General features: G+C 40.7%; 22 protein-coding genes. 18 read left to right on the forward strand and 4 right to left on the reverse strand.

What is annotated here, in order from left to right:
* Positions 1–7: 7 nt before the first annotated feature.
* The 5 genes from kdsA to rlmM all read left to right on the forward strand — a co-directional run bounded on the left by kdsA (position 8) and on the right by rlmM (position 4,000).
* Complete coding sequence (gene kdsA / locus ACZ5WS_RS09050; protein WP_464707861.1) at positions 8–862, forward strand: 3-deoxy-8-phosphooctulonate synthase; 855 nt, start codon at positions 8–10, stop codon at positions 860–862.
* Between the two features lie 121 nt (positions 863–983).
* Positions 984–1,880 (forward strand): transcriptional regulator GcvA, encoded by an 897-nt coding sequence (locus ACZ5WS_RS09055; protein WP_008115185.1) that lies wholly within the window; start codon positions 984–986, stop codon positions 1,878–1,880.
* On the forward strand, positions 1,880–2,536 hold the full coding sequence (locus ACZ5WS_RS09060) for an alpha/beta family hydrolase (protein WP_464707865.1): 657 nt from the start codon (positions 1,880–1,882) through the stop codon (positions 2,534–2,536). Before ACZ5WS_RS09055 ends, ACZ5WS_RS09060 begins: the two co-directional genes overlap by 1 nt.
* Positions 2,529–2,897, forward strand: a complete 369-nt coding sequence (locus ACZ5WS_RS09065) for a DUF423 domain-containing protein (RefSeq protein WP_198523426.1) — start codon at positions 2,529–2,531, stop codon at positions 2,895–2,897. The genes ACZ5WS_RS09060 and ACZ5WS_RS09065 overlap by 8 nt, the downstream gene beginning before the upstream one ends.
* Positions 2,898–2,914: 17 nt before the next feature.
* Complete coding sequence (gene rlmM, locus ACZ5WS_RS09070) at positions 2,915–4,000, forward strand: 23S rRNA (cytidine(2498)-2'-O)-methyltransferase RlmM (protein WP_055013323.1); 1,086 nt, start codon at positions 2,915–2,917, stop codon at positions 3,998–4,000.
* A gap of 43 nt (positions 4,001–4,043) precedes the next feature.
* Here rlmM and cysZ read toward each other — a convergent pair whose 3' ends face one another.
* Positions 4,044–4,754 (reverse strand): sulfate transporter CysZ, encoded by a 711-nt coding sequence (cysZ, locus tag ACZ5WS_RS09075; protein ID WP_282454259.1) that lies wholly within the window; start codon positions 4,752–4,754, stop codon positions 4,044–4,046.
* Between the two features lie 316 nt (positions 4,755–5,070).
* Here cysZ and ACZ5WS_RS09080 point away from each other — a divergent pair, with 316 nt between their 5' ends.
* The 5 genes from ACZ5WS_RS09080 to speB all read left to right on the forward strand — a co-directional run bounded on the left by ACZ5WS_RS09080 (position 5,071) and on the right by speB (position 12,910).
* Positions 5,071–7,317 carry a putative bifunctional diguanylate cyclase/phosphodiesterase gene (locus ACZ5WS_RS09080; protein ID WP_464707870.1) on the forward strand — a complete coding sequence of 749 codons (2,247 nt, stop codon included), beginning with the start codon at positions 5,071–5,073 and terminating at the stop codon, positions 7,315–7,317.
* A gap of 404 nt (positions 7,318–7,721) precedes the next feature.
* Positions 7,722–9,281: a BCCT family transporter gene (locus tag ACZ5WS_RS09085; RefSeq protein WP_464707872.1), complete on the forward strand. Its 1,560-nt coding sequence runs from the start codon at positions 7,722–7,724 to the stop codon at positions 9,279–9,281.
* 185 nt (positions 9,282–9,466) lie between these two features.
* Complete coding sequence (locus ACZ5WS_RS09090; protein ID WP_008467955.1) at positions 9,467–9,925, forward strand: GNAT family N-acetyltransferase; 459 nt, start codon at positions 9,467–9,469, stop codon at positions 9,923–9,925.
* A gap of 144 nt (positions 9,926–10,069) precedes the next feature.
* Positions 10,070–11,983 carry a biosynthetic arginine decarboxylase gene (gene speA / locus ACZ5WS_RS09095; RefSeq protein ID WP_464707875.1) on the forward strand — a complete coding sequence of 638 codons (1,914 nt, stop codon included), beginning with the start codon at positions 10,070–10,072 and terminating at the stop codon, positions 11,981–11,983.
* Between the two features lie 3 nt (positions 11,984–11,986).
* The gene (gene speB, locus ACZ5WS_RS09100; RefSeq protein ID WP_464707879.1) at positions 11,987–12,910 is read left to right on the forward strand and encodes an agmatinase; all 924 of its coding nucleotides are present in this window, start codon (positions 11,987–11,989) and stop codon (positions 12,908–12,910) included.
* Positions 12,911–12,975: 65 nt separating this feature from the next.
* Here speB and ACZ5WS_RS09105 read toward each other — a convergent pair whose 3' ends face one another.
* Genes ACZ5WS_RS09105 through ACZ5WS_RS09115 form a run of 3 tightly spaced genes read right to left on the reverse strand, consistent with a single transcriptional unit; the run spans position 12,976 to position 15,391 of the window.
* On the reverse strand, positions 12,976–13,227 hold the full coding sequence (locus tag ACZ5WS_RS09105; protein ID WP_464707881.1) for a hypothetical protein: 252 nt from the start codon (positions 13,225–13,227) through the stop codon (positions 12,976–12,978).
* A gap of 35 nt (positions 13,228–13,262) precedes the next feature.
* Positions 13,263–14,303 (reverse strand): M48 family metallopeptidase, encoded by a 1,041-nt coding sequence (locus ACZ5WS_RS09110; RefSeq protein WP_464707883.1) that lies wholly within the window; start codon positions 14,301–14,303, stop codon positions 13,263–13,265.
* Positions 14,303–15,391: a YjgN family protein gene (locus ACZ5WS_RS09115; protein WP_075169561.1), complete on the reverse strand. Its 1,089-nt coding sequence runs from the start codon at positions 15,389–15,391 to the stop codon at positions 14,303–14,305. Before ACZ5WS_RS09115 ends, ACZ5WS_RS09110 begins: the two co-directional genes overlap by 1 nt.
* Positions 15,392–15,565: 174 nt before the next feature.
* Here ACZ5WS_RS09115 and ACZ5WS_RS09120 point away from each other — a divergent pair, with 174 nt between their 5' ends.
* The 8 genes from ACZ5WS_RS09120 to msrB all read left to right on the forward strand — a co-directional run bounded on the left by ACZ5WS_RS09120 (position 15,566) and on the right by msrB (position 24,493).
* A complete protein-coding gene (locus ACZ5WS_RS09120) occupies positions 15,566–16,297 on the forward strand; it encodes an RNA methyltransferase (protein ID WP_010388385.1) in 732 nt (243 codons plus the stop codon).
* 68 nt (positions 16,298–16,365) lie between these two features.
* Complete coding sequence (locus tag ACZ5WS_RS09125; RefSeq protein ID WP_464707890.1) at positions 16,366–19,767, forward strand: chromosome segregation SMC family protein; 3,402 nt, start codon at positions 16,366–16,368, stop codon at positions 19,765–19,767.
* Positions 19,768–19,840: 73 nt separating this feature from the next.
* Positions 19,841–20,587 carry a cell division protein ZipA gene (gene zipA / locus ACZ5WS_RS09130; RefSeq protein ID WP_464707892.1) on the forward strand — a complete coding sequence of 249 codons (747 nt, stop codon included), beginning with the start codon at positions 19,841–19,843 and terminating at the stop codon, positions 20,585–20,587.
* 78 nt (positions 20,588–20,665) lie between these two features.
* The gene (gene ligA, locus ACZ5WS_RS09135; protein ID WP_464707896.1) at positions 20,666–22,687 is read left to right on the forward strand and encodes an NAD-dependent DNA ligase LigA; all 2,022 of its coding nucleotides are present in this window, start codon (positions 20,666–20,668) and stop codon (positions 22,685–22,687) included.
* The gene (locus ACZ5WS_RS09140; protein WP_464707899.1) at positions 22,680–23,024 is read left to right on the forward strand and encodes a DUF3392 family protein; all 345 of its coding nucleotides are present in this window, start codon (positions 22,680–22,682) and stop codon (positions 23,022–23,024) included. Before ligA ends, ACZ5WS_RS09140 begins: the two co-directional genes overlap by 8 nt.
* The gene (locus ACZ5WS_RS09145; protein WP_055013311.1) at positions 23,021–23,521 is read left to right on the forward strand and encodes a DUF2919 domain-containing protein; all 501 of its coding nucleotides are present in this window, start codon (positions 23,021–23,023) and stop codon (positions 23,519–23,521) included. Before ACZ5WS_RS09140 ends, ACZ5WS_RS09145 begins: the two co-directional genes overlap by 4 nt.
* 8 nt (positions 23,522–23,529) lie before the next feature.
* The gene (locus tag ACZ5WS_RS09150; RefSeq protein WP_464707905.1) at positions 23,530–23,970 is read left to right on the forward strand and encodes a hypothetical protein; all 441 of its coding nucleotides are present in this window, start codon (positions 23,530–23,532) and stop codon (positions 23,968–23,970) included.
* An 82-nt stretch (positions 23,971–24,052) separates the two neighbouring features.
* Positions 24,053–24,493 (forward strand): peptide-methionine (R)-S-oxide reductase MsrB, encoded by a 441-nt coding sequence (msrB, locus tag ACZ5WS_RS09155; protein ID WP_464707909.1) that lies wholly within the window; start codon positions 24,053–24,055, stop codon positions 24,491–24,493.
* The last annotated feature ends 69 nt before the right edge of the window (positions 24,494–24,562 follow it).

Genomic DNA, 24,562 nt, shown 5'->3' on the forward strand with positions numbered 1-24,562 from the left:
AATTAAAATGAACAACCAAGTTATAAATATTAATCAAATAGAACTGGCAAATGATAAACCTTTCGTTTTATTTGGTGGCATGAATGTGCTGGAATCTCGTGATTTAGCGATGCGTATTGCCGAGCATTATGTTGAAGTGACTACTAAATTAAATATTTCTTATGTATTTAAGGCGTCATTTGATAAAGCCAATCGCTCGTCAATCAATTCTTACCGTGGTCCGGGCATGGAAGAAGGCTTAAAGATATTTGAAGAGATTAAAAATACCTTTAATATTCCGCTGATCACCGATGTGCATGAACCTCATCAAGCAGCACCGGTTGCTGAGGTTGTTGATGTTATTCAGCTACCGGCATTTTTGGCTCGTCAAACAGACTTAGTGGTTGCAATGGCAAAAACAGGCGCAATTATTAATGTGAAAAAGCCACAGTTTTTAGCCCCACATGAAATGCGTCATATCATTACTAAATTTAATGAAGCAGGCAATAATAATGTGGCCTTGTGTGAACGTGGTTCAAGCTTTGGTTATAACAACCTAGTGGTTGATATGCTGGGCATGGATGACATGAAAACCATGGCGCCCGTTATATTTGACGCTACTCATGCGCTACAACGTCCTGGCGGTCGAGCTGATTCAGCCGATGGTCGTCGTGCTCAAGCAGCAGAACTGGCTCGTAGTGGCATGGCACTGGGTATTGCAGGCTTATTTATTGAAGCACACCCAAATCCAAATGAAGCAAAATGTGATGGCCCTTGTGCATTAGCACTGAGTAAATTAGAAGGGTACTTATCGCAAATGAAAGCGGTTGATGATTTAATCAAAAGCTTTGCTCCGCTTGATACCAGTGCTAGCGATTTATAAAAGAGTGATTAACTCATAAAAAAGCGACTTCGGTCGCTTTTTTTGTGGCTTGAATATACTCTTTCCCAGCATAGGTATATAATTCACCGCATAAGAAAAACTAATTCTAAGCTTGGTTGCCATGTCAAGACGAGTTCCTCCATTAAACGCGCTAAAAGCTTTTGAAGCTGCAGCCCGTCATTTAAGCTTTACTAAAGCCGCAGAAGAGTTGTATGTGACGCAGGCTGCGGTAAGTCATCAAATTAAAACCCTCGAAGAGCACTTAGGGTTAAAGTTGTTTTTGCGTAAAAATCGCTCGTTACTTCTAACCGAAGAAGGTCAAGGCTACTTTTTAGATATTAAAGAGATTTTTACTCAGCTAATTGACGCAACCGAAAAGCTACTAGCCCGTGGTGCAAAAGGCTCGCTAACAGTGAGTTTAACCCCGAGCTTTGCGATTCAATGGCTTATTCCTCGATTGAGCTTATTTAACGAGTTACACCCTGAAATTGATGTGCGAATTAAAGCCCAAGATCAGGACGAAAACTCGTTAACAGACGATGTTGATATTTCAATTTATTATGGTCGCGGTCATTGGAGTGGCGTACAAGCTTATAAATTGCACACTGAATACTTAGTGCCGCTGTGTAGCCCATTATTGTTAAGTGGCCCTAGAGCGCTTAATCAACCAAGTGATTTAGCAAACCATACCTTGTTGCATGACACCACTCGTAAAAACTGGAAAACGTGGATGAAAACCGCGGGTGTTCGCAACGTACAAGTTAACCAAGGGCCTATTTTTAGTCATTCATCTATGGTGCTGCAAGCTGCGGTACATGGCCAAGGTGTTGCAATAGGTAATAGTGTTTTAGCAAAACCAGATATTGATGCAGGTCGATTAGTGATCCCGTTTAATCACAGTTTAGAAAGTAAAAACGCCTATTATTTGGTGATCCGTGAGTCGCAAAATGAATTAGGTAAAATTGTGTCATTTAAAGATTGGATGTTAAGCCTAGTTGAGCAGGAGCAAGAATATTAATGAGCATTGAATGGGTTAAAAGCAGTCAGCAACCGGCCATTGCACAGTTTATATTTGCGCATGGTGCAGGGGCTGGCAGTGATTCTGAGTTTATGCAAACCATGGCCAAACAGCTCAGTGAGTATGGTATTGACGTTGGGTTGTTTGATTTTGAATACATGCACATTGCTAAACAAACTAATAAACGTCGCCCACCAGAGCGAGCACCAAAATTACTTACATATTTTGAGCATATACTTACTCAAGCTGATGCAAATTTACCGCTATTTATAGGGGGTAAATCAATGGGCGGGCGCATGGCGTCTATGCTTGCTTGCTCAACCTCGCATGCTGTTCTAGGTGTACTTGCGTTTGGTTATCCGTTTCACCCACCGGGCAAGCCAGAAAAGCTCCGAACAGATCACTTTGCAGACATACCATGTCCTTTTTTAGTACTACAAGGTGAACGAGACACCTTTGGCACCCGCGAAGAGCTTGCCACAATGGCAATGCCAAAACAGCCGCAGTATATATGGTTAACTGATGGTGACCATTCACTAAAACCACGTAAAAAAAGTGGCGTGACTGAGCAACAAAACCTGAATGTTGCAGCAATGCAGGCGGCTAACTTTATCAAAAGCACCATTGAGAATGTAAAAGAGGAAAAACATGATTAAACTATTTTTACTCGCAGGCAGCTTTTTTTGTATGCTTTCAGTGATACTGGGCGCATTTGCTGCCCATGGTTTAAAAAGTCGCTTATCAGATTACGCTATTGGTATTTTTAAAACCGCCGCCGAGTATCAAATGGTACATGGGCTGGCACTGATTGCAGTGGCAACCTTAATAAAGTGGGGAATTAACTTAAGCATGGCAGGTGGTTTTTTTATAGCGGGTACACTGTTATTTAGTGGCAGCTTATATTTACTGGCTTTAACCGGCTTAAAGTGGCTGGGCCCAATTACACCTCTAGGTGGACTGTGTTTTATTATTGGTTGGATAGTTATTTTAGTGCAAGTTGCACGATTTAAGTTTTAAAGAGTTTAAGGGTTAATATGTCTAGTGTTGTGATTTACTGTCGTAGTGGTTTTGAAAGCGATGCCGCTGCTGAAATAACGTTTCACGCCGCCGAGCAAGGGTTTGCTGGGTATGTAAAAGCAAAACCAAATACCGGTTATGTTATTTATGAATGTTTTGAAGCGCAGCACAGCGACGAAATAATCAAAAAGGTTGATTTTAAAAATATGGTATTTGCACGCCAATGGTTTGCCGGTAACCTGATAGAAAATATGCCATTAGAGGATAGAGTGGGCGCTATTGTAGATGCCGCAAAAGACTTTACTTTATGCTCTGAACTACGAGTAGAAACACCCGATACCAACGAGGGCAAGGAGTTACTGACTTTTTGTAAAAAGATATCAACTCCGCTTAAAAAAGCGCTCGAGAAACAAAATACCGTATTGCGTGAACCAAAAGCCAATCGTCCAGTAATGCATGTGCTGTTTTTAGCTAATAATACTGCGTATGTGGGTCACTCTTATAGCTATAATAACTCACCTTTCTTTATGGGAATTCTGCGTTTACGTATGCCAAACGATGGCCCAAGCCGCTCAACCCTTAAGTTAGATGAGGCATTTAATGTATTTATTCCTGAGCAGCAGCGTGAGTCAAGAGTACAAGCTGGGATGCGCAGCGTTGATTTAGGTGCTTGCCCAGGTGGTTGGACTTATCAGTTGGTTCGTCGTGGTATGTTTGTTAGCGCGATAGATAATGGCCCAATGAATGAAAGTTTAATGGAAACAGGGCAAGTAAAACATTTTAGAGAAGATGGTTTTAAATACCGCCCAGAAAAAAGAAACATAACCTGGTTAGTTTGCGATATGGTAGAAAAACCAACGAAAGTAACTAACTTGATGATTGACTGGGCAGTAAACGCCTATGCAAAAGAGCTTATTTTTAATCTAAAACTACCGATGAAAAAACGCTTTGATAGTGTGTATGAATGTCTAAAAATGATTAGAGAGGAAATGGCGAAGTTCGGTATCAGCTACGAATTACAAGCTAAGCATTTGTACCATGATCGTGAAGAGATAACGGTGCACTTAAACGTAATTAAAGTACCACAAAGCTTATATAGTTAATTGATTAGCGAGTATAAAAAATGGGCCAACAGGCCCATTTTTTTTAACTACGATATTGTGGTCGGTAATGCTCAACCCATAACCGTGTAGCGCCGCACACTGCCACAGGCATCACAATTAAATTTATAAATGGGATAGCGGTTAGCAGCATCACTGCAAAGCCAAACCCGTAAGATAAGCCTTGTTTGCTTTTTAAGTCATTTTTCATTTGAGTGAAGCTAACTTTGTGGTTATCAAAAGCATAATCTTTATATTGCACCGCATACATCCAGCAGGTAAAAAGCACCCAGAGCACTTGGCCTATTACCGGTAACACCCACAATAGAATAAAAAAGCCAATAGCGCGCGGGAGGTAGTAGCAAAGCTTAGTCCATTCTCGGCCTAGCATTCGCGGCACATCTTTGACTAAATCAGCTAATCCATCGTCGTTAATTTTTTGACCAGTTAAATACAGCTCAACTTTTTCACTTAGCAAGCCATTAAAAGGTGCGGCGATAAAGTTAGTAATAACGGTAAATAACATACTGTAACTAAACAGCACCACCAGTACAGCAATTGGCCACATTAACCATTCGAGCCAACTTAACCATTCTGGGAGCATGGTATTTACAGCATTAAAGCCATCACTCAGCCAGCCAAATAAAAAGAATAAGGAGCTACCAAATAATAAAATATTAATAAGTAGGGGGATTAGTACAAAGCGTTTTAGTCCTTTTTGACTAATTAACTTAAACCCGGAAAAAAAATATTCCATACCTTGCGTTATTTGCACACTAACCTCATCGATTATTTATCTTTTGGCTATTATAAATAGCTTGATGATTTTAAACAGTACTTTTAAGTAACAAAGTATTTAATAAAGGGCATTTCAAATAGAATGATAATAAATTGCTAGCTTGGGCAATTGCTTTGAATTCTTCGAAAGTGCTTAATGAAATAAAATGCTCGCGCAATAGACAAAATTCCGATAGATGCTAATTTCAATATTATGTATAGTCAAAAGACTATAATAAATTATTATATAGAATATAGCGGCGCATTTAGCGTAAGTGACTGTTGAGGAATATAATTTGATTGAAATAATGAGAGTCAGAAAGCTGCTTTCTCAGCAACAAAGTATATTATCTAAAATAGCCTTGGGTGCGCCACTTGATGAAGTACTTGAAAATATTTGTTTATCTATTGAGGAGCTTATTGAAGACTCCTCTGCAAAGTGCTCTATATTAACACTCAAAGGTGAGCAGTTATTTCATAGTGCGGCGCCTAATATTGCAAAGGGTTACTGTGAGGCAATTAATGGCGTGCATATAGGTCCCAGCGTTGGCTCATGCGGTACTGCAGCGTATGAAAAAAAGCGAATTATTGCCTCAGATATTGCAACATCACCCTTATGGGAAAATTATAAAGCGTTGGCATTGAATTTTGATTTAAGGTCGTGCTGGTCAACCCCTATTATTTCAACACAATCAGATATATTAGGCACCTTTGCAATTTATCATGACAGTGCCAAGTCACCAACACCACAAGACTTAGAATTAATAGACTTTTTTGTTGATTTCACCAGTATTGCTTTAGAAAAGCACACAGAGTCACTAAAATCAAAAGTGTTACTTGCAGAATTACAGCAAAGTAATGAAAAGTTTAAAGCCTTCGCAAAAGTACTTCCCGATCTAACCCTCATTTTGAGTGAAGAAGGGGAGTATACCAACGTTTACGGCACTGCTAATGAAAGTTTATATTTAAGCCAAGAGTATGTGATTAATCGAAATGTCAGAGATATTATGCCTCCCGAGGATGCTAATCCTATTATGGCGGTAATTGCCAAAACGCTTCAAACTAATGAAGTTCAAGTGTTTGAGTATCAGCTAAATATAAAAGGTAAGCAACTTACATTTGAAGGACGAACAGCCCCGCTTGAAAGTTACCAACCTAATAATCCCTCTCAGCGACATGTAGTATGGATGGCCAGAGATATCTCTACTCGTAAAGCGGCAGAAGAAGAGGTGCAACGGTTAGCATTTTTTGACCCGCTTACAAACCTCCCGAATCGCAGAATGCTCAATGATAGACTCAGTATGTATGTTGAACAAATTAAGCAGTCTGATCACACGGGCGCACTCTTATTTTTAGATTTAGATAATTTTAAACGTATAAACGACTCATTAGGGCACAATGCCGGTGATGAAATACTGGTTGAGCTATCACAGCGACTAACGCGTGTTTTAAACCCAACAGATACCCTTGCCCGTGTTGGCGGTGATGAATTTATTATACTCATTGAGAATGTAGGAGATAGCCATAAGCAAGCGAGTCTTGAATCAGAATTAATGGCTAAAGTGGTACAAAGCGTTTTTTATGACAAGTTTGAGATAGGGGATTTGGCGTTTCAAGTTAGCTGCAGTATAGGTATATGTTTAATTAATAACGCCAATGCTATTAGCGAAAATATTTTAAAATTTGCAGATACCGCCATGTATCGCTCTAAAATGAAAGGCGGTAATAGTAGTAGCTTTTACGATCCTGCACTGCAAACCTTACTGGAAAATCAAACTGAGCTTGAAACAGATATAGTCAGAGCGATTGCATGTGATGAATTTTGTGCTTACTTTCAGCCTCAATTATCAATTGATGGCAGTATTATTGGTGCAGAAGCACTCATACGATGGAATCACCCAACCAAAGGGCTAATCTCTCCTAATTCGTTTATTCCGATTGCCGAGCAATTTGGCTTAATTCAAAAGCTACAAAACATTGTATTGCGCGATATTTGTATTTTACTGGAAACACTTCGAGATCATAACGTACTGAAAAACCAGTTTAATGTGTCTATTAACATCAGCCAGTGTCAGTTTAATTCTTCTACTTTAAAAGGAGAATTGTTTAAAGCGATTGAGACGTATGATGTATTACCCTCACAAATTAAATTAGAGATCACTGAGTCCATGTTAGCGGGTGATTTAATGAGTACGGTAAAGCAAATGAAAGAGCTAAAGTCGCAGGGATTTGTATTTTCAATTGATGACTTTGGTACCGGCTACTCGTGTTTAAAGCACTTGAGTGTTTTACCGATAGACGAACTAAAAATAGATAAAAGCTTTATTGATAAAGTGTTGGATAACGCATCGGGGCAAAGCATAGTTCAGTCTATTATTGGTTTAGGTCATAGTTTAGATATTAATATTGTAGCCGAAGGGGTCGAAAGTGCTGAGCAACTACATGTATTAAAGTCGATGGGTGTAAATGCTGTGCAAGGTTATTTATTTGCAAAACCATTAACACACAGCAATTATTTAAAATGGCATAAAGAGCACCAGTAACCTGGTGTTTATCATTAACTGAGGCGACAAGTTTAGTTACCCCAATCGATAAGTCGCTTTGTTTAACCTCTAATTGGGCAGTAACGTTTGCTAACTTACTGCGTTTTAGCTCAAACAGAAATGTATACTTTTTGTTTGTTTGCTAGCTAAGTGTAATGAATTTTTTACTATTTTGTAACAGTTGCACAAATCATTGCTGTGGCATTGGTTTAGTGTTTTTAACGCGTTAAACTAGCCATGAATTGGCAATAAGTCTACTTGTTGTGACATTATCTAAGCGTAAACACAACAGGTACTTAAAACTTGCTTTTGAGTTGCTTTTTTGTTCGTTGTAACTATGGTTTAGGGTTATGTCATGGTATGTCGCTATGTCGGTAACTGTAAAAAACCATTAGGAGCGATAAATGAATACCACGAAAGCAGCTTTAAAGTCGGGTGAAATGCACTCTCCCCGAGTAAAGTTTCTGGAAGGGGTTGATATACCCGTTTTTTTAATCAGTGGCGGTATATTAGTTTTATTTGCCGCGCTGGCACTGTACGACATAAAACTGATGTCGGATTGGATAAACTCTGCCTTTGCCTTCTCCACCAAAATATTTGGCGCCTTTTGGCAAGTTCTGCTGTTATTAACCTTTGTGATTGGCATATTTTTAGCCGTAGGCCGCACCGGTTCAGTGGTGCTCGGCGGTTTAAAAACCCCTGAAATATCTACCTTCAAATGGATAAGTATAATTATGTGTACTTTGCTTGCAGGTGGCGGTGTATTTTGGGCCGCAGCAGAGCCAATGGCACACTTTATTTCTCCGCCCCCGTTATTTGGTGGTGAAACTGGCACAAAGGATGCCGCCTACAACGCTCTTGCACAAAGCTTTATGCATTGGGGCTTTTTAGCCTGGGCTATTTTAGGTAGTTTGACCGGCATTGTTTATATGCATCTCCATTACGAAAAAGGATTACCGCTTAAACCGCGCACTTTGCTTTACCCGGTATTTGGCGATCGCGCAATGAAAGGTGCGCTTGGTACTATTGTTGATGCATGTTGTGTACTCGCTGTGGTTGCTGGCACTGTTGGTCCTATTGGTTTTTTAGGTTTACAAGTGAGTTTTGGTCTAGAAAAATTGTTTGCCATTCCTGATACCTACACCACGCAGGTGGTTATTTTATTTAGCTTAATTGGCATTTACACACTTTCAGCGGTAAGTGGGGTTACCAAAGGTATTCAGCTACTAAGCCGTTTTAATGTTGTACTGGCAGTGTTGCTGATGTTGTTTATATTACTAATGGGGCCAACTGCGTTTATTATCGACAGTTACATTCATTCCTTTGGTTTGTATTTAGATAACTTTATTCCTATGGCTACATTTCGTGCCGATAAACCGTGGCTAGACTGGTGGACTGTATTCTTTTGGGGCTGGTTTTTAGGTTATGGCCCATTAATGGCTATGTTCGTTGCACGTATATCCCGTGGACGTACTATTCGTGAAATGATTTTACTTATTTCTGTGGTTGCCCCTGTGATCACGTGTTTTTGGTTTACTATTGTTGGCGGCTCAGGCATCTTTTTTGAATTAAATAATCCTGGCGTTATATCAGAGCCTTTTGCTGGGCTTAATTTGCCAGCGGCATTGTTAGCCATCACTGAGCAGTTACCTATGGGATTTGTTGTGTCGGTGTTATTTTTAGTACTGACCACTATTTTTGTGGCAACAACAGGTGATTCAATGACGTACTCGGTATCTATGGTAATGACGGGTACCGATCACCCACAAACCTCTATTCGAGTGTTTTGGGGGATTATGATGGGGGTGATGGCGGCGTTGCTTATTTCTATAGGCGAGGGGGGGATTTCAGCCTTGCAGTCGTTTATTGTGGTCACTGCGGTGCCAGTTTCGTTTGTGTTACTACCTTCGTTGTGGACAGCACCACAAATAGTTAAGAAAATGGCAGACGAACAAGGGCTTTAATAATTGATAAAGAGCGCTAATAAGCGCTCTTTATCTGGGTACATCATATTCTCACCTTGTTATTGAGCTATTTATTATCCTAGCAATAAACTAACCCACTAAAAATAACTTAGCCTAAGTAGGTTGTTCATTCCTATCGATACGGTATAGTTTAAATATATTTAAGCATAACCTTGAGATAAACCATGCAGTTAGTCGACTTAGACCCTTGTGATCAGGATGTGATCAACGTATTTGCTGACATAGATCGACTTATTAGCTCATTATATCCTGTAGCAACTTCACAAGCGCTTACAGTTAATGAGCTTGGTTTACCGGGCGTTTACGCTGTAGGGTTAAAAAATCAAGACGGAATAGTTGCCTGTGGCGCAATAGTAAAGCAATTTGATGGTAGCTGGTATGGCGAAATTAGACGGCTTTACGTAAAACCTAGCTATCGCGGAAAAGGCTTATCGCGGCGTATTATGCAAATTTTATTGCACTATGCTGGCGAAGAAGAAATCCCAATCATAAAACTAGAAACAGGACCAAAGCAAATACAATCAATCCATCTTTATGAGAATTTAGGGTTTGTGCAATGTGCCCCTTTTGGTGAATACACAGAAAACCCGAATAGCTTATTTATGGAGCTTGCGCTCAGCTAATATTGCTTTGTTTGAAGCTTTTATTTATCAATTTCAATTCTAACTCGTTACGAGTAGAAATACTTGTTGGACATGAATCACTATTTTTCTTTTAATGCGCGGCAACTAGCCGGTTTGGCATTCATAAATAAAAGAGAAAGATAAATGAAAGAGACAACATCACTAGAACAAGCTCGTACGAGCTACAACGTTCGTCATTGGAGCCAAGGTTTTTTTGGTATTAATGATCAAGGTGATGTGTATGTTGCGCCAAAGGCTGATGCCCCACAGCAAACCATTGCACTAACAGACATTGCTAAGCAGCTTGAAGAAAAAGGCTTAAGTTTGCCAGCACTCGTTCGTTTTCCACAAATATTACACCATCGTGTGCATAGCTTATGTGGCGCATTTAATACCGCAATAGAAAGCTATGGGTATCCAAAAGACTATTTATTAGTTTATCCGATTAAAGTAAATCAACAGCGCGAAGTCGTTGAAGAAATTGTTGCCAGCCAAGCGCAAGTAGAAAAAAAACAGCTAGGTTTAGAGGCTGGTAGCAAGCCAGAGTTATTAACTGTATTAGCGCTGGCTGAAAAAACCAGTGCGGTCATTGTGTGTAATGGCTACAAAGATAAAGAATATGTGCGCTTAGCGCTGATTGGCGAAAAGCTGGGCCATAAAGTGTATATCGTACTTGAGAAACTGTCTGAGCTGGACATGGTGCTTAGCCAAGCCAAAGAACTTAACGTAAAACCGCGTATTGGTATTCGTGTGCGTTTAGCCTCGCAAGGCAAAGGTAAATGGCAGGCCAGTGGCGGTGATAAATCTAAGTTTGGGTTATCTGCTTCGCAAGTGCTGTATGTAGTAAACCGTTTAAAAGAAACAGATCAGCTTGATCTAGTACAGCTTGTGCATTTTCACTTAGGGTCGCAAATGGCCAATATTCGTGATGTACGCTTAGGTGTAAGTGAAGCTGCGCGTTTTTATTGTGAATTACGTAAGTTGGGTGCACAAATAGAGTGCCTTGATGTAGGGGGCGGTTTAGCGGTTGATTACGACGGTACACGCAGTCAATCACACAACTCAATGAATTATAGCTTGGCTGAATACGCAAATAATATTGTGTACACCATAGGTGATATTTGTAAGCAGTATGAACAGCCTTTTCCTACCATTATTTCAGAGTCGGGAAGAGCATTAACGGCGCACCATGCAGTGCTTATTTCCAATGTAATTGGCACCGAAACATATGCACCAGAAGAAATAGAAGCGCCAGCAGATGATGCGCCGCAGTTACTTAAAAATATGTGGATTTCATGGCAACAATTACATGTGCTTACTGATGACCGTGCATTAATTGAGATTTTTCACGACAGCCAAGGTGATTTAGCTGAAGCGCATAGTCAGTTTGCGATGGGATTATTAGATTTAACTCAGCGTGCATGGGCAGAGCAAATAAACTTACGCGTGTGTTATGAACTTAATAAATTAATGGATAACAAAAACCGTTTTCATCGACCGATTATAGATGATCTGAATGCGCGTTTAGCGGACAAGTTTTTTGTCAATTTCTCATTGTTTCAGTCATTGCCTGACGCGTGGGGTATTGACCAAGTGTTTCCGGTATTGCCATTAAGTGGTTTAACGCAAGCTCCACAAAAACGGGCTGTGTTACTAGATATCACCTGTGATTCAGATGGCGCATTAGAGCATTATGTAGATGGTCAAGGTATTGAAAGTACGTTACCAGTACCAGAGTTTACAGCAGATAAACCTTATTTAATGGGTTTTTTCTTAGTAGGTGCCTATCAAGAGATTTTAGGCGATATGCATAACTTATTTGGTGATACGCACAGTGCTATTGTCAATATGGATGAGCAAGGTATTGCTAGCATTACAGAGATTAATCATGGTGATACTGTGGCTGATATGATGCGTTATGTACATTTAGATGTTGAAGGTTTTCAGCAGTCATATGCGCAGTTAGTGAGCGCAAAAATTGCACCAGATGAACAGCAAAGCGTTTTAGACGAGTTGCAAAGCGGCCTTGATGGCTACACTTATTTAGAAGAGTTATAAGCAATGTCTAGCTTGTTTGGTTGTGTTGACCACTCATTGTACTCAAATGGGATGACGTTTTTACGTCGTCCTATGGTACAAAACATTAACGCGATTGAAGCCGATGTAGTGATACTGGGTTTACCGTTTGATTTGGCCACTTCAGGGCGCCCTGGTGCCCGCTTAGGACCTGATGCTATTCGCAGAGCATCGGTACATCTAGCATGGGAAGATACAAAATACCCATGGACATTTCCATTGTTTGAGCGCTTAACCGTGGCGGATGCTGGCGACTTTACTTATCCGGTGGGGGATCCTGAATATTTTACCGCGCAATTAGAAATGGCGGCAGAGCAAATACTTCGCCAAGGTAAAACATTATTAGGCTTGGGCGGCGATCATTTCGTAACCTTACCGCTATTGCGCGCACATGCAAAAATTCATGGCAAAATGGCGTTAGTGCATTTCGATGCGCATACTGATACTTACAGTAACGGTTCGCGTTTTGATCACGGAACCATGTTTTATCATGCGCCAATGGAAGGGTTAATTGATGTTAATCACAGTATTCAGCTAGGCATTCGTACCGACTTTGATCAAAGCAAGCATGAGTTTGCAGTGATTGATGCCATGCAAGCTAATGATCTGCATGCAAATGATATTGCAGCACAAATTATTGAGCGAGTGGGCGATTTGCCGGTTTATTTAACCTTTGATATAGATTGTTTAGACCCTGCCTTTGCACCAGGTACGGGCACACCAGTGTGTGGTGGCTTAACTTCTGATAAAGTGCTTAAAATTTTACGCGCACTTAAAGGGGTTAATATGGTGGGAATGGATGTGGTTGAAGTATCCCCGTCGTACGACCAAAGTGAGCTTACCGCCATTGCCGCTGCAACGATTGCCAGTGAATTACTGCATTTGTGGGCACTTAAGCATAAATATTAATATGTGTTAATGTAGATTAAAAAGCGCCAATTTGGCGCTTTTTTTGTATAAAAATAAAAGTACTATTAAAACTGCATATTGTGCTTTTTAGCATAAATAAAAAACACCGGGATTTCGATTATGACGTAAGTTAAAAAAGTAAACCAAAACCAATTAACTTCAAATACTAACCAGCTAAATTGCACGCCCGAGTTGTAATAAAGGCTAGATGCAATTAATAGTGTAATGCCCGTTGCAAATAAATCTTGCAGCGATACTTTTTTAAAGCTACTGCCTGCAAAGCGCGGATAAATAAACCCGTAGCCTAGGGTTATCATAATGATAACCAATAAGAGCAAATTTAGTTCAGGGGTCATTGTGGTTTATATTGCCTCGCATATTCTATTCGCTCTTGGGAACTTGGGTGCGTTGATAAATACTTTAACCAAGTATCATCATAGCTCCCTTCTTGCGCTTGTAAATTATTTTCCAGTGCTTCAATTGCATCAGCAAAGTCGTGGTTAGAATAGCCTAATTTTAAAAGGTTTTTAATCGCATATACATCGGCTTCTTGTTCCATATCTCGCGAAAACGCTTGTTGTAAAAAAGATGAGCCAGAGCCAAGCACGACTTCTAATATACCTTCTAAGTCACCAAAAATAACTGCAAATACAACGGTGCTCGCTGCAGCTTGTGCTGCAAGGCGAATGCTGTGATGGTGCTGAACATGACCAATTTCATGAAGTAAAATAGCACGCAGGGCATCAGGATCATTTTTTAATAGATCAACAAGTTCGTCAGTTACTACAACCCGACCATTTGGAAGAGCAAACGCATTAGCTGAAAAATAATCAGACTGATAAAAAGATAGCCTAAACTTTGCACTGTCTAAATTGAGCGAGTTAAGCATTAAACGCCATTGTTGCTGTATTTCTGATTGCTTATTAGTGGAAAGTTGAGAAGGTTCCAATGCGACTTTTTCTATTACACTGAGCGTTTGCTCTCCCATCGTTTCAATTGTCGAGGCAGGTGCTAAGTTAACGCTATAAACGGCTACTGATGGTATTAAGCGGTATAAAATTAACCAAAGTAATAGGGGAATTAGCAGCACGGATGCAACAATAAGAATCTTATTTTTTTCTAAGCGTTCACTGAGTCCATGCTCTTTAAGCGCGAATGGCCACCTAAATTCTACATCTTGAGGAATAAATCGCCCACCATCAGCAAAATTTAACTCTGACGCCATGCCAGGTAACGGGCTATCAAGTTGGCAATTGTCTATTTTTGATGCAAGTAACGTCGTATTCTCAGAGTCAACAAGTGTTATTTGCTCATGGGAAAGGTGTGCATAGCTTTTAATATGTTGGCTGCTATTGGGGTAATAATAACAGCCAAAAATAGGATAATTACTCATTAGGTGAGTGAAATATCAATATCAAACACATTGGCCGCTTCTTCAGCAAATGATGACTGCTCATTTTGTGCAACATCAATCAACGAAAGTGCGCCGCTATAAATAGTGACTTCAGTAACCGATGCTAACAGCTTTGCTCTGCGTACTTTAGCCCAAGGGTAGGCCAGTCCTAAGGTAAATATAATTGCCAATACATTAGTAAATAGTAAGATGGCATAGTCAATGGCTTTTAAGTTCGAATCAAAGGTAGCGACTTCTGTAAATTCACTGTTATTAAAAATATGATTTCTAATAAGCGAATGATAAACAGCGCCTACCAGTGTTAAAAACGCAACATACAACGTAGCAATTAATAGCGGCACTACAATTGTCGAAAGGCTAAAGTTTTGTGTGTTTAAGTTATCGATAGTTAAGGCACTTGCACCAGCAAAGAAGCCAAAAATAACTAAGCCACCTATTGCAACTCCTAGGGTAATAAGTGCTGCGATGTAATAGCGTTCGCCTTGAAGATTTACTGTAAGTGGTTTATTTCCATAGCTGATGTTTTCATGCATATATTGATCAATTCGCTTTAATACATAAGGCAGTAATAGGTGTAATGTGAATACACTTGCAATAGGCAATAAAACAAAGTTAATAAATGCATCGCCGTAATTACCTGAAAAGGCAAAGCGTACATTACGATGGCGAGTCATACGCATATTAAAACGCAGACCTTGGTTGATGATCCACGGCAATAAAAATAAAAAGCCAATAGCAAATAAAAGGCCTATCGCTGGTGCGAGGCTGCTAAGTAAGGTGTAAATTAAAAATGCGATGACCGCTAAAATGCGTCCTTTTAAAATTTGTATTGGGGTCGCTAGATAGTCAAAGCTATGGCCGTCGATACGCGTATGACCGTAAAAATAACGATAGGTGCGAACTTTTGCCCATGCCGAATAAATTCCGAGAGTAATAATACTCAGCAGTATATTAACAATCCATATACCAAAAAATTCGCCGGCTTTGCCGCTAAATTGTACTTTACCGCTAAAAATAGCAGGGGGTGTTTGATTTGACTCAGATGAAGTTGGGTGTACTGGTTCCATTTTAAAAATATATCCATGTTGTTTTTTGTAAATTTACCTTTTTTAGATAAAAAAAACAATCTTTATAATTAGCTAGCTGATTGTAAGTAGGCTATTTTTATTGCTTTTACTGTTTATGGGGCTGCACTTTAAGTCACCTCTGGTATACTGTGCAGATAATTTAATGGGGCTGTCATGATTTCAAAAAACCAACTTAAACTTATTCGCCAGCTTGGCCAAAAAAAGTATCGCAAGCAATTTAACCAATACTTAGTACAAGGCGAAAAAAATGTACTGGAGTTATTAAATAGTCCATTAAAAGTAAACGATGTATTTGCAACGCAAAGCTTTATTGATAATAACCAAAGCTCATATCCTCAAACGCATTTTATTACAGCGGATGAAGAGCAGCTAACAAAGGCCAGTACTTTGGTAAGTAATAATGCGGCTATTGCAATTATTGATATGCCAAGCACCGTATTACCAGATGAAAACAGTTTAATATTAGCCTTGGATGGCGTATCTGATCCTGGGAATTTAGGTACCATCATTCGCGTGGCTGATTGGTACGGTATAAAACATATTGTTGCTAGCACTGACAGTGCCGATCCGTATAACCCAAAAACAATTAGCGCCACAATGGGGTCGTTCGTTCGCGTATCGGTAAGCCAAGTTGAATTGCCTGAATACTTATCTACATTAAACATGCCTATTTATGGTGCATTTTTAGATGGCCAAAGTGTGCATAGCACTAAATTTAGTGGCCAAGGTGTATTGCTTATGGGCAGCGAGTCACATGGAATACGCGAGCAGTGTGCAAAATTAGTGAGCAACAAAATAACCATACCGGCTTTTGGCGGTGCAGAGTCGCTTAATGTAGCAATGGCCACGGGTATTATTTTAGATAATTTTAAACGCCAAGCTTAACTTTTTAGCTATTTATGCGTTAAGTTACTTATAGTAAAAAACAATAATAAATCGGTAATAACAATAAAATGCGCTTAAGCACTATTAAATTAGCGGGCTTTAAATCGTTTGTAGAGCCCACTAAAATTCCATTTCCTGACCAAATGACGTGTGTTGTCGGCCCTAATGGCTGTGGCAAATCAAACGTCATTGATGCGGTGCGATGGGTGCTTGGTGAAAGCTCAGCTAAAAATTTACGTGGCGATGCCATGACCGATGTCATTTTTAATGGCTCTACTAACCGCAAGCCCATTTCGCAAGCCTCCGTTGAATTAATATTTGATAATACCCAGGGTAAGTTACCCAATACTTTTGCTGATCGTAACCAAGTGGCTATTAAGCGTTTGGTGACTCGCGATGGTCAGTCATTGTACTTTCTAAATGGCAGTAAATGCCGAAAACGTGATATTACCGACATATTTTTAGGCACGGGCCTTGGGCCGCGAAGCTACGCTATTATTGAACAAGGGATGATCTCACGTTTAATAGAGAGCAAACCGCAAGAGCTACGTGTTTTCTTAGAAGAAGCCGCAGGGGTCTCTAAATACAAAGAGCGTCGCCGCGAAACGCAAACACGCATAAAAAGCACCCGAGAAAACCTAGAGCGACTGCTTGATGTTCGTCAAGAGTTACAAAACCAGCTTGATAAACTGGCGGTACAATCGGTTGAGGCTAAAAAATATCGCGAACTTAAATCCCAAGAGCGCACCTTAAAGGGGCAAATAGCGGTATTAAAATGGCAAAAACTGCATCAACAACAGCTCGATAAAAGTGCGCAAATAAAAAAGCTGGATGACCAAATCAGCTTCTTTAAAACGGCGCATTCAGGCCATGATGATGTTCTGGCAAGCCTTGATGCTCAAGTGCAAGCTCAACAAGATAAACTCGATGATGCACAGCAACAGCAGCATCATACGCATACTGAATTGACTCGCAGCGAACAGCAGCAGATTAGCATTAAGCAACAAACGCTGTCACTGAAACAAAATTTAGCCAAGTTAGAGCAACAAAAAAACCAAAGTGAAGAAGCTAAAACGCAGCAACAAAGTCTCTGCCAAGAGTTAGATGACAGCTTGCAACAGGCTGTAGAGTATAACTTAATGTGCAGCGAGCAGGTTATAGAGCTTACCGATGAGGTTAATCGGCTGCTGGAGATTAAAAATACCGACACATCACAGTGGCAATCGTTAACAGAAGACTATCAGCAATTAAATAATCAGCAGTTAGCGCATGCAAATGCAGTAAAACATACAGAGCAGAAAATCAGTTATGTTAAGCAACAACTAACGCAGCTTGATGAGCAAATAGATGAGTTAAAACGCAGTGAGATAGAGCAGCAATTAATTCAGCAACAGCAGCACAGACAAACGCTAACAGAGCAGCTGGCTAACGCGCAAACTGCTCATAGTAGAGGTCAAAGTGCTCAGGCAATACAGCAGCAACAGCTTGATGAAGCTCAGCAGCAATGGCAGCATTTATCTCAGCAAGTTAATGAACTAAAAGCCGGTATAGCAGGGCTAAAAACTACCCTTGGACTTGAAAAAAACAGCGATAAAACTTTAACTTTATTCAAGCAGTTAACTGTTCAGCCTGGTTATGAGTTTTTAGTAGAGCAGGCGCTGTCATCACTTGAGCACATTCATATTTCACCAGGTAAAGCAGAAAATAGCACGTGGCAAATACCCTCACAGTCTGTGGCAAGCAATAGTATTGCTGCCTTTATTAGCGCTGGTATCTACCCCGAGTTATTAAACCATATTGCTTATGATGCCGAGGGTGAAGCTCACCACCTTAACGATGCCAGTTATATTGCAGTGATGGACAAGCAAGGAGCGTTACATGGTCGAAATTGGCATCTCAGTGGCGAAAAAAATGCAGAAAATTCCTTATTATTAATGCACAAAAAGCTCAAGCAGCAAGAAACCTTACTTGAGCAACAACAACAGGCATTGACGGACGCACACTCCACACTTGAAGAACATCAAGCGCAAGCTGTATTAATAACCGAGCAGCAAAACGAGCGCAAAGACACTATTCATCAATTAGCACAACAACTTGCTGTAGCAACAACGCGTGGTGATATGCTCAAAGCGCAAGCTGATCAACATCTGCAGCAGGTGACGAAATTACAACAACAACGTCAGCCACTTCTAGAACAACAGCAGCAGTTAAGCGAATTGTTGGGCGAAGAGCTTGATAAAAATGAACAGCTTGCAGAGCAATTAGAGGCCTTAGCTGAAGAGCTTAACCAAGCCGATAGCACACGAATAAATAGTGATGAAGGTTACAAACAAGCTTTAAATAATGCTGAACAGTATAAAACGCAAGCACACCAGGCAAACCTTAATGAGCAAAAAGTGCGTAGTGAGTGGCAGCTCAGTCAAACCAAGTTGAACCATGCCGAACAAGCATTAACAATGGCTGTAGAAGGAACGCAAGAGCTAATAGAGCAAATTGAGGCGTTACTTATTCCTGAGCAAGAGCTTGCACTAAGTATTGAACAATTATTAGTACAGCACCAACAAGGCGAACAAACCCTTGTGGATATTCAACAGCAGTTAGCTCAAGCAAAACAAGAATTACAAAACAAACAAGCGAGTTTAAAAACGTCACAAACTGAGCTGGTGGCATTACAAGAGCAACATCAGAAACTGAGCATTGAAGAGCAAAGCTTACTAATAAAGGCGCAAGCGGTACTTGAGCCACTTAGCGAGCTTAATCAAAATTTAAAACAGGTTTTAGCAGAGCTTCCTGCAGAGTTGTCATTAAACGCAGCGCAAAATCAACTTGCTGGAGTCAGTAATCAGCTAGAGCAATTAGGAGCCGTTAACCTTGCAGCCATTGATGAATTTGAACAAGCTAAGCAAAGAAGTGATTATTTAAATAATCAGCTGGATGATTTAACCCAGGCATTGACAGCTTTAGAAGGCGCTATTCATAAAATAGATCGTGAAACTAAAACGCGCTTTAAGTCTACCTTTGATCAAGTGAATCACGATTTTGGCCAGCTTTTCCCCAAAGTGTTTGGCGGCGGCAGTGCTTACTTAGAATTAACCAGTGACGATTTACTCGAAAGTGGTGTTAGTATAATGGCAAGACCTCCGGGTAAAAAAAATTCGACAATTCATTTGTTAAGTGGTGGAGAAAAAGCGCTGAGCGCATTATCATTGGTGTTTTCTATATTCAGGCTCAATCCAGCTCCATTCTGTATGCTGGACGAGGTAGATGCCCCATTGGATGATGCCAACGTGGTTCGTTTTTGCCGATTGGTTGAAGAAATGTCACAATCTGTGCAGTTTATTTATATAAGTCATAATAAAATTGCAATGGAAATGGCGGGTAGATTAACGGGTGTAACCATGGCAGAGCCAGGCGTGTCGCGCATGGTTGCTGTAGATATTGAACAAGCGGTGCAACTTGCACATGCATAATTTTATAGTCATTTGCTAGTTGTTTTGGGTAAAATGATGGCAGTTAGGCATATTAATAATAAAAGGTGAGGGGATGGCCGAAGAATTAAGATGGGTTTTAATTGTGATCAGTGTGTTTGTCATTGGTGGCTTATTAATACACGGTTTGTGGTCAGTAAGAAAAAAAGAGAATGCTGAACTCCCTGCAAGCGAGCGAGTTGAACCTGTTCAAGAACAGCAGCCTTCATCTGTGCATACTGAGCCACAAGAGTCAACGTTAGCGCAACGAGAAGAGCCACAAATGAGTGAGTTAAACTTCAGCGCTGATGAGCCACAAATAGATGTTAGCCCTGCTGATACAGCTATTGAAGATGACCTTGAAGTCGTAACCGAAGAGGCTGTTGATACGCAACAAGACGCCCCTAAAGATGTTTCAGACTTTGTGATTGTGCATATTCAAATGCCAGAAGGACTGACCATGCAAGGCAGTAAATTACTGCCAGCAGTTAACACGCTAGGTTTTAAATATTCAGAAGAAGGCTTTTTTAATCGCCATCTAGACCCTGCAGGCCAAGGGCCGGTGTTATTTAGACTGGTAAATATGTATAACCCTGGCACGTTCGATATTGATAATATGGAACAGTTTAGTACCGCAGGCGTGAGCTTATTTATGACTCTACCATGTGATGGCGATGGCCTTGCTGCGTTTAATATGCTGCACAGCGCCGCTAAGAAGCTAGCAGATGAATTTGGAGCTGAAATCTTGGATGCTGAGCGAAACGAAATGACGGTAGAGCGTATTCGTCAATATGTTGAGCAGGTTCGCGCATTTTCTGCGTAATATACGCATAAGTTAAATTTTGTAAGCCACTGGGCGTTCACTCGTCAAAGTGGCTTTTTTTATGTTTTTGAGGTCTACATGGTAAGCAGCATTAGTGAGCAAATTAATCATCTTCGTACCACGCTTGAGCAACACAATTATAGTTATTATGTGCTTGATACACCCAGCATACCCGATGCCGAATATGATCGCTTATTACGTACTTTGAGCGAATTAGAAACCCAGCACCCTGAGTTTTTAACCGCCGATTCACCTACTCAAAAAGTAGGTGGAGCGGCGCTTGCCAAGTTTGAGCAAGTAGCACACCAAGTGCCTATGTTGTCGCTAGATAACGCTTTTGGTGAAGACGAATTCAGTGGTTTTAATCGTCGTATTAAAGAGCGTTTAATGAGCACCGACGAGCTTACATTTTGCTGTGAGCCTAAACTGGATGGCTTAGCGGTATCGATTATTTATCGCGATGGGGTATTAGTGCAAGCAGCGACTCGTGGCGATGGTTTTACTGGCGAAAATATTACCCAAAATGTAAAAACAATTCGCAATGTGCCATTAAAGTTACGCGGTGATGATTACCCGCGTGAGCTTGAAGTGCGCGGTGAAGTGTTTATGGATAGCGCGGGCTTTGAAAAATTAAATGCCGAAGCAGAAAAGCGCGGTGACAAAGTTTTTGTAAACCCACGTAATGCGGCAGCGGGCAGTTTACGCCAGCTAGACTCAAAAATTACCGCAAAACGGCCACTGATGTTTTATGCCTACAGCACCGGATTGGTCGCCGATGGCACATTACCTGAAGATCATTACCAGCAACTTGCCAAGCTTACCGACTGGGGATTACCACTGTGTCCAGAAACAAAACTAGTTGAAGGCCCAAAGGCCGCGCTTGCCTATTATAATGACATTTTAACGCGCCGTGGCGAGCTAAAATATGAAATAGATGGCGTGGTAATAAAAGTAAATAAAAAAGCCCTACAAGAGCGCCTAGGCTTTGTTGCGCGTGCGCCGCGCTGGGCTATTGCTTATAAGTTTCCGGCACAAGAAGAAATAACACACTTACTAGATGTAGAGTTTCAAGTAGGGCGTACTGGGGCTATTACCCCTGTTGCGCGACTAGAGCCGGTATTTGTTGGTGGTGTTACGGTATCGAATGCAACGCTGCATAATGCTGATGAAATTGCCCGTTTAGGCGTAAAAGTGGGCGACACTGTGATTATTCGTCGCGCTGGGGATGTGATCCCACAAATTACCCAAGTAGTGCTTGAACAACGCCCAAGCGATGCAAAAGAGATTGTGTTTCCAACTATGTGCCCAATTTGTGACTCGCACGTTGAGCGGGTTGAAGGTGAAGCTGTTGCACGTTGTACAGGCGGCTTGGTATGTCAAGCACAGCGCAAACAAGCGATTAAACATTTTGCCTCACGTAAGGCTTTAGATATTGACGGCTTAGGCGACAAAATTGTTGATCAATTAGTTGACCGAGAGCTGATCAAAACCCCTGCTGATTTATTTATTTTAAAGCAGGGACATTTTGAATCACTTGAACGAATGGGACCAAAATCAGCAAAAAACTTAGTTGCGGCGCTTGATGATGCTAAAACCACTACCTTAGCAAAGTTTTTATATTCACTGGGTATTCGTGAAGTCGGTGAGGCCACAGCTCAGAATTTGGCTAATCACTTTTTAACGCTTGAAAACGTGATTGATGCCAGCATTGAACAACTAATAGAAGTAAGCGATGTAGGTGAAATAGTGGCGAAGCATGTTCGCGGCTTTTTTACTGAAGAGCATAACCTGACAGTGGTAAACGAATTAACAGCGCAAGGAGTAAACTGGCCACAGTTAACAGCGCCATCAGAGCAAGAACAGCCGCTAGCGGGTTTAACTTATGTGCTAACTGGGACGCTTAATACGCTTAATCGTAATGATGCAAAAGCGCGCCTACAACAATTAGGCGCCAAGGTTTCTGGCAGTGTTTCAGCAAAAACAGATGCCTTAGTGGCGGGCGAAAAAGCCGGCTCTAAGCTCACCAAAGCGCAAGAGCTTGGTATAGAAATACTGACAGAGGATGATTTAATTACTTTGTTAGAGACTCATAATGGCTAGTTTTACAAATATACTTAATACCTTGTTAATTGACCTAGGCCAATGGTTACAGAGCTATTTGCCGCATTTATCACTGCTTTTAATGGTGTGCTTAGTGTCGCTGTATGCGGATGACATTTTAAAGCTCACCAAAGGCGTGGTAGCTAGGCGCCACTTTATTGTTAGGGTGGCGTGTTTTGTGTTGATAACTGCGTTTGGCTTTGGCTTGTTAGTGGTGTGGTTAAGCCCACTGCTAACTAAAGCTTTACTGTTTTTTGGCACTAAGTGGTTAGCGCTTACCTTATTAGTGGCATTTTTTATTTTGGGCACTATTGCCGATAGGAAAAATCAGTTGTGAGTCGATATGGGCCTGAATACTGGGATAAATATGGTAGCTATCGTACGCCATTAGCGTTTCACTTGAGTATTTTAGTACTATTGCGCGCCTATTTTATTTGGGTAATAGCCGCGTTGAGTCGTCGACCTGAGCTTGATTTAATGTCATTGTTTTTTAAGTCAAAAGATGATTTTTTTATTGCTATAGCGATCGGTGCTGTAGCCATTGTACCCACTATTTTATTTTGTTTACGAAGGCCAAGAGACTCGCATCAAGCAACACAGCGCTTGGCGCGTATTTGGCGGTATATGCGTTGGCCGCTGATTGCGTGTGCATTAATTGATTTGTCGTGGTTAAGTATTCAGGCAGCCCATAGCCATTATCGCTTCTCATTGTTTTTAGCTGTGCAAATGGTGATTGTATTATGGGTGTTGTGGTATTTGGCAAAAAGTCGTTACTTAAGCGTTTTCTTTAGTGATTGGCCCGAGCCGACAGAAAAAGCAACTGATAAAAAGTAAGAGGGCTTATGCACAGTATCAATAAAAAAATAGCACAAGTAATTGCTTTAATAGGGCTCGTAATTATAGCGTGTGGCTACTTTTTTTCTTTAGGGGAACACCTTTGGTTTAAAGCTGCCTTAGTTATGTGGGTTGTGGTGTTTTGTTCGTGTTGTTACCGATTAACGCCGTTGTTTAAAATGCGCAATCCGCTGCGTAATTTTATTCAACGCGATGCGCAGCACTTATTTGTTTTTAGTTTAACAGGGCTGTTTGATAAAAAAAATGGCCCGCATTGGTTAGTCATCAGTAATATTGAGTCGATAGAAATAAGAAACGATGAACTAATAGTGCACAGTAATAATGACCGGCAATTAAGCGTGAGCATTCCAGGCAGCCGAGCACAATTACACGCTTATATAAACCGTATACTTACTGCATCAGAAAAGCATACTATAGCCTTTAGATAACGTTGATCTTGGTATTAGCCACAGGCGTACCAGACTACAAGGAAATGATTGCTAGTTAAATTAATAACGTAATGAGGTTGTTATGTTGAAGTGGAACGATATTGTTAATTTTGCCAACCATGGCAATCCAACACCGGTTCGAAAAGTGGTTAAAACAGATCTGCAATGGCGCGAACTGTTAAACGAAGAGCAATATTATGTGACCCGTAAAAAGGGAACTGAACGACCAAATAGTTCGAGTAGTTGTACTTTGTTAGAGCCAGGTAAGTATGTGTGTGTTTGTTGTGACAACTTACTATTTGATGCAGATGAAAAGTTTGATAGTGGCACCGGCTGGCCTTCATTTACGCAACCGGCAACTGAGGAAGCGATTGGTTATGTCATGGATAATAGTCATGGCATGGAGCGAGTTGAAGTTGTTTGTAATGTGTGTGATGCGCATTTAGGGCATATTTTCCCTGATGGGCCACTTCCTACTGGTTTACGCTACTGTGTAAACGCACTGGCAATGAAAAAGCTCTAGGGCCTGTTGACCTTTCAAGGTTAAATTTGCAGCGGTCTGTTTGGGATTTAGGCAAGGCAGCGCTTACTC

Source organism: Pseudoalteromonas sp. 11L1 (assembly GCF_055397545.1).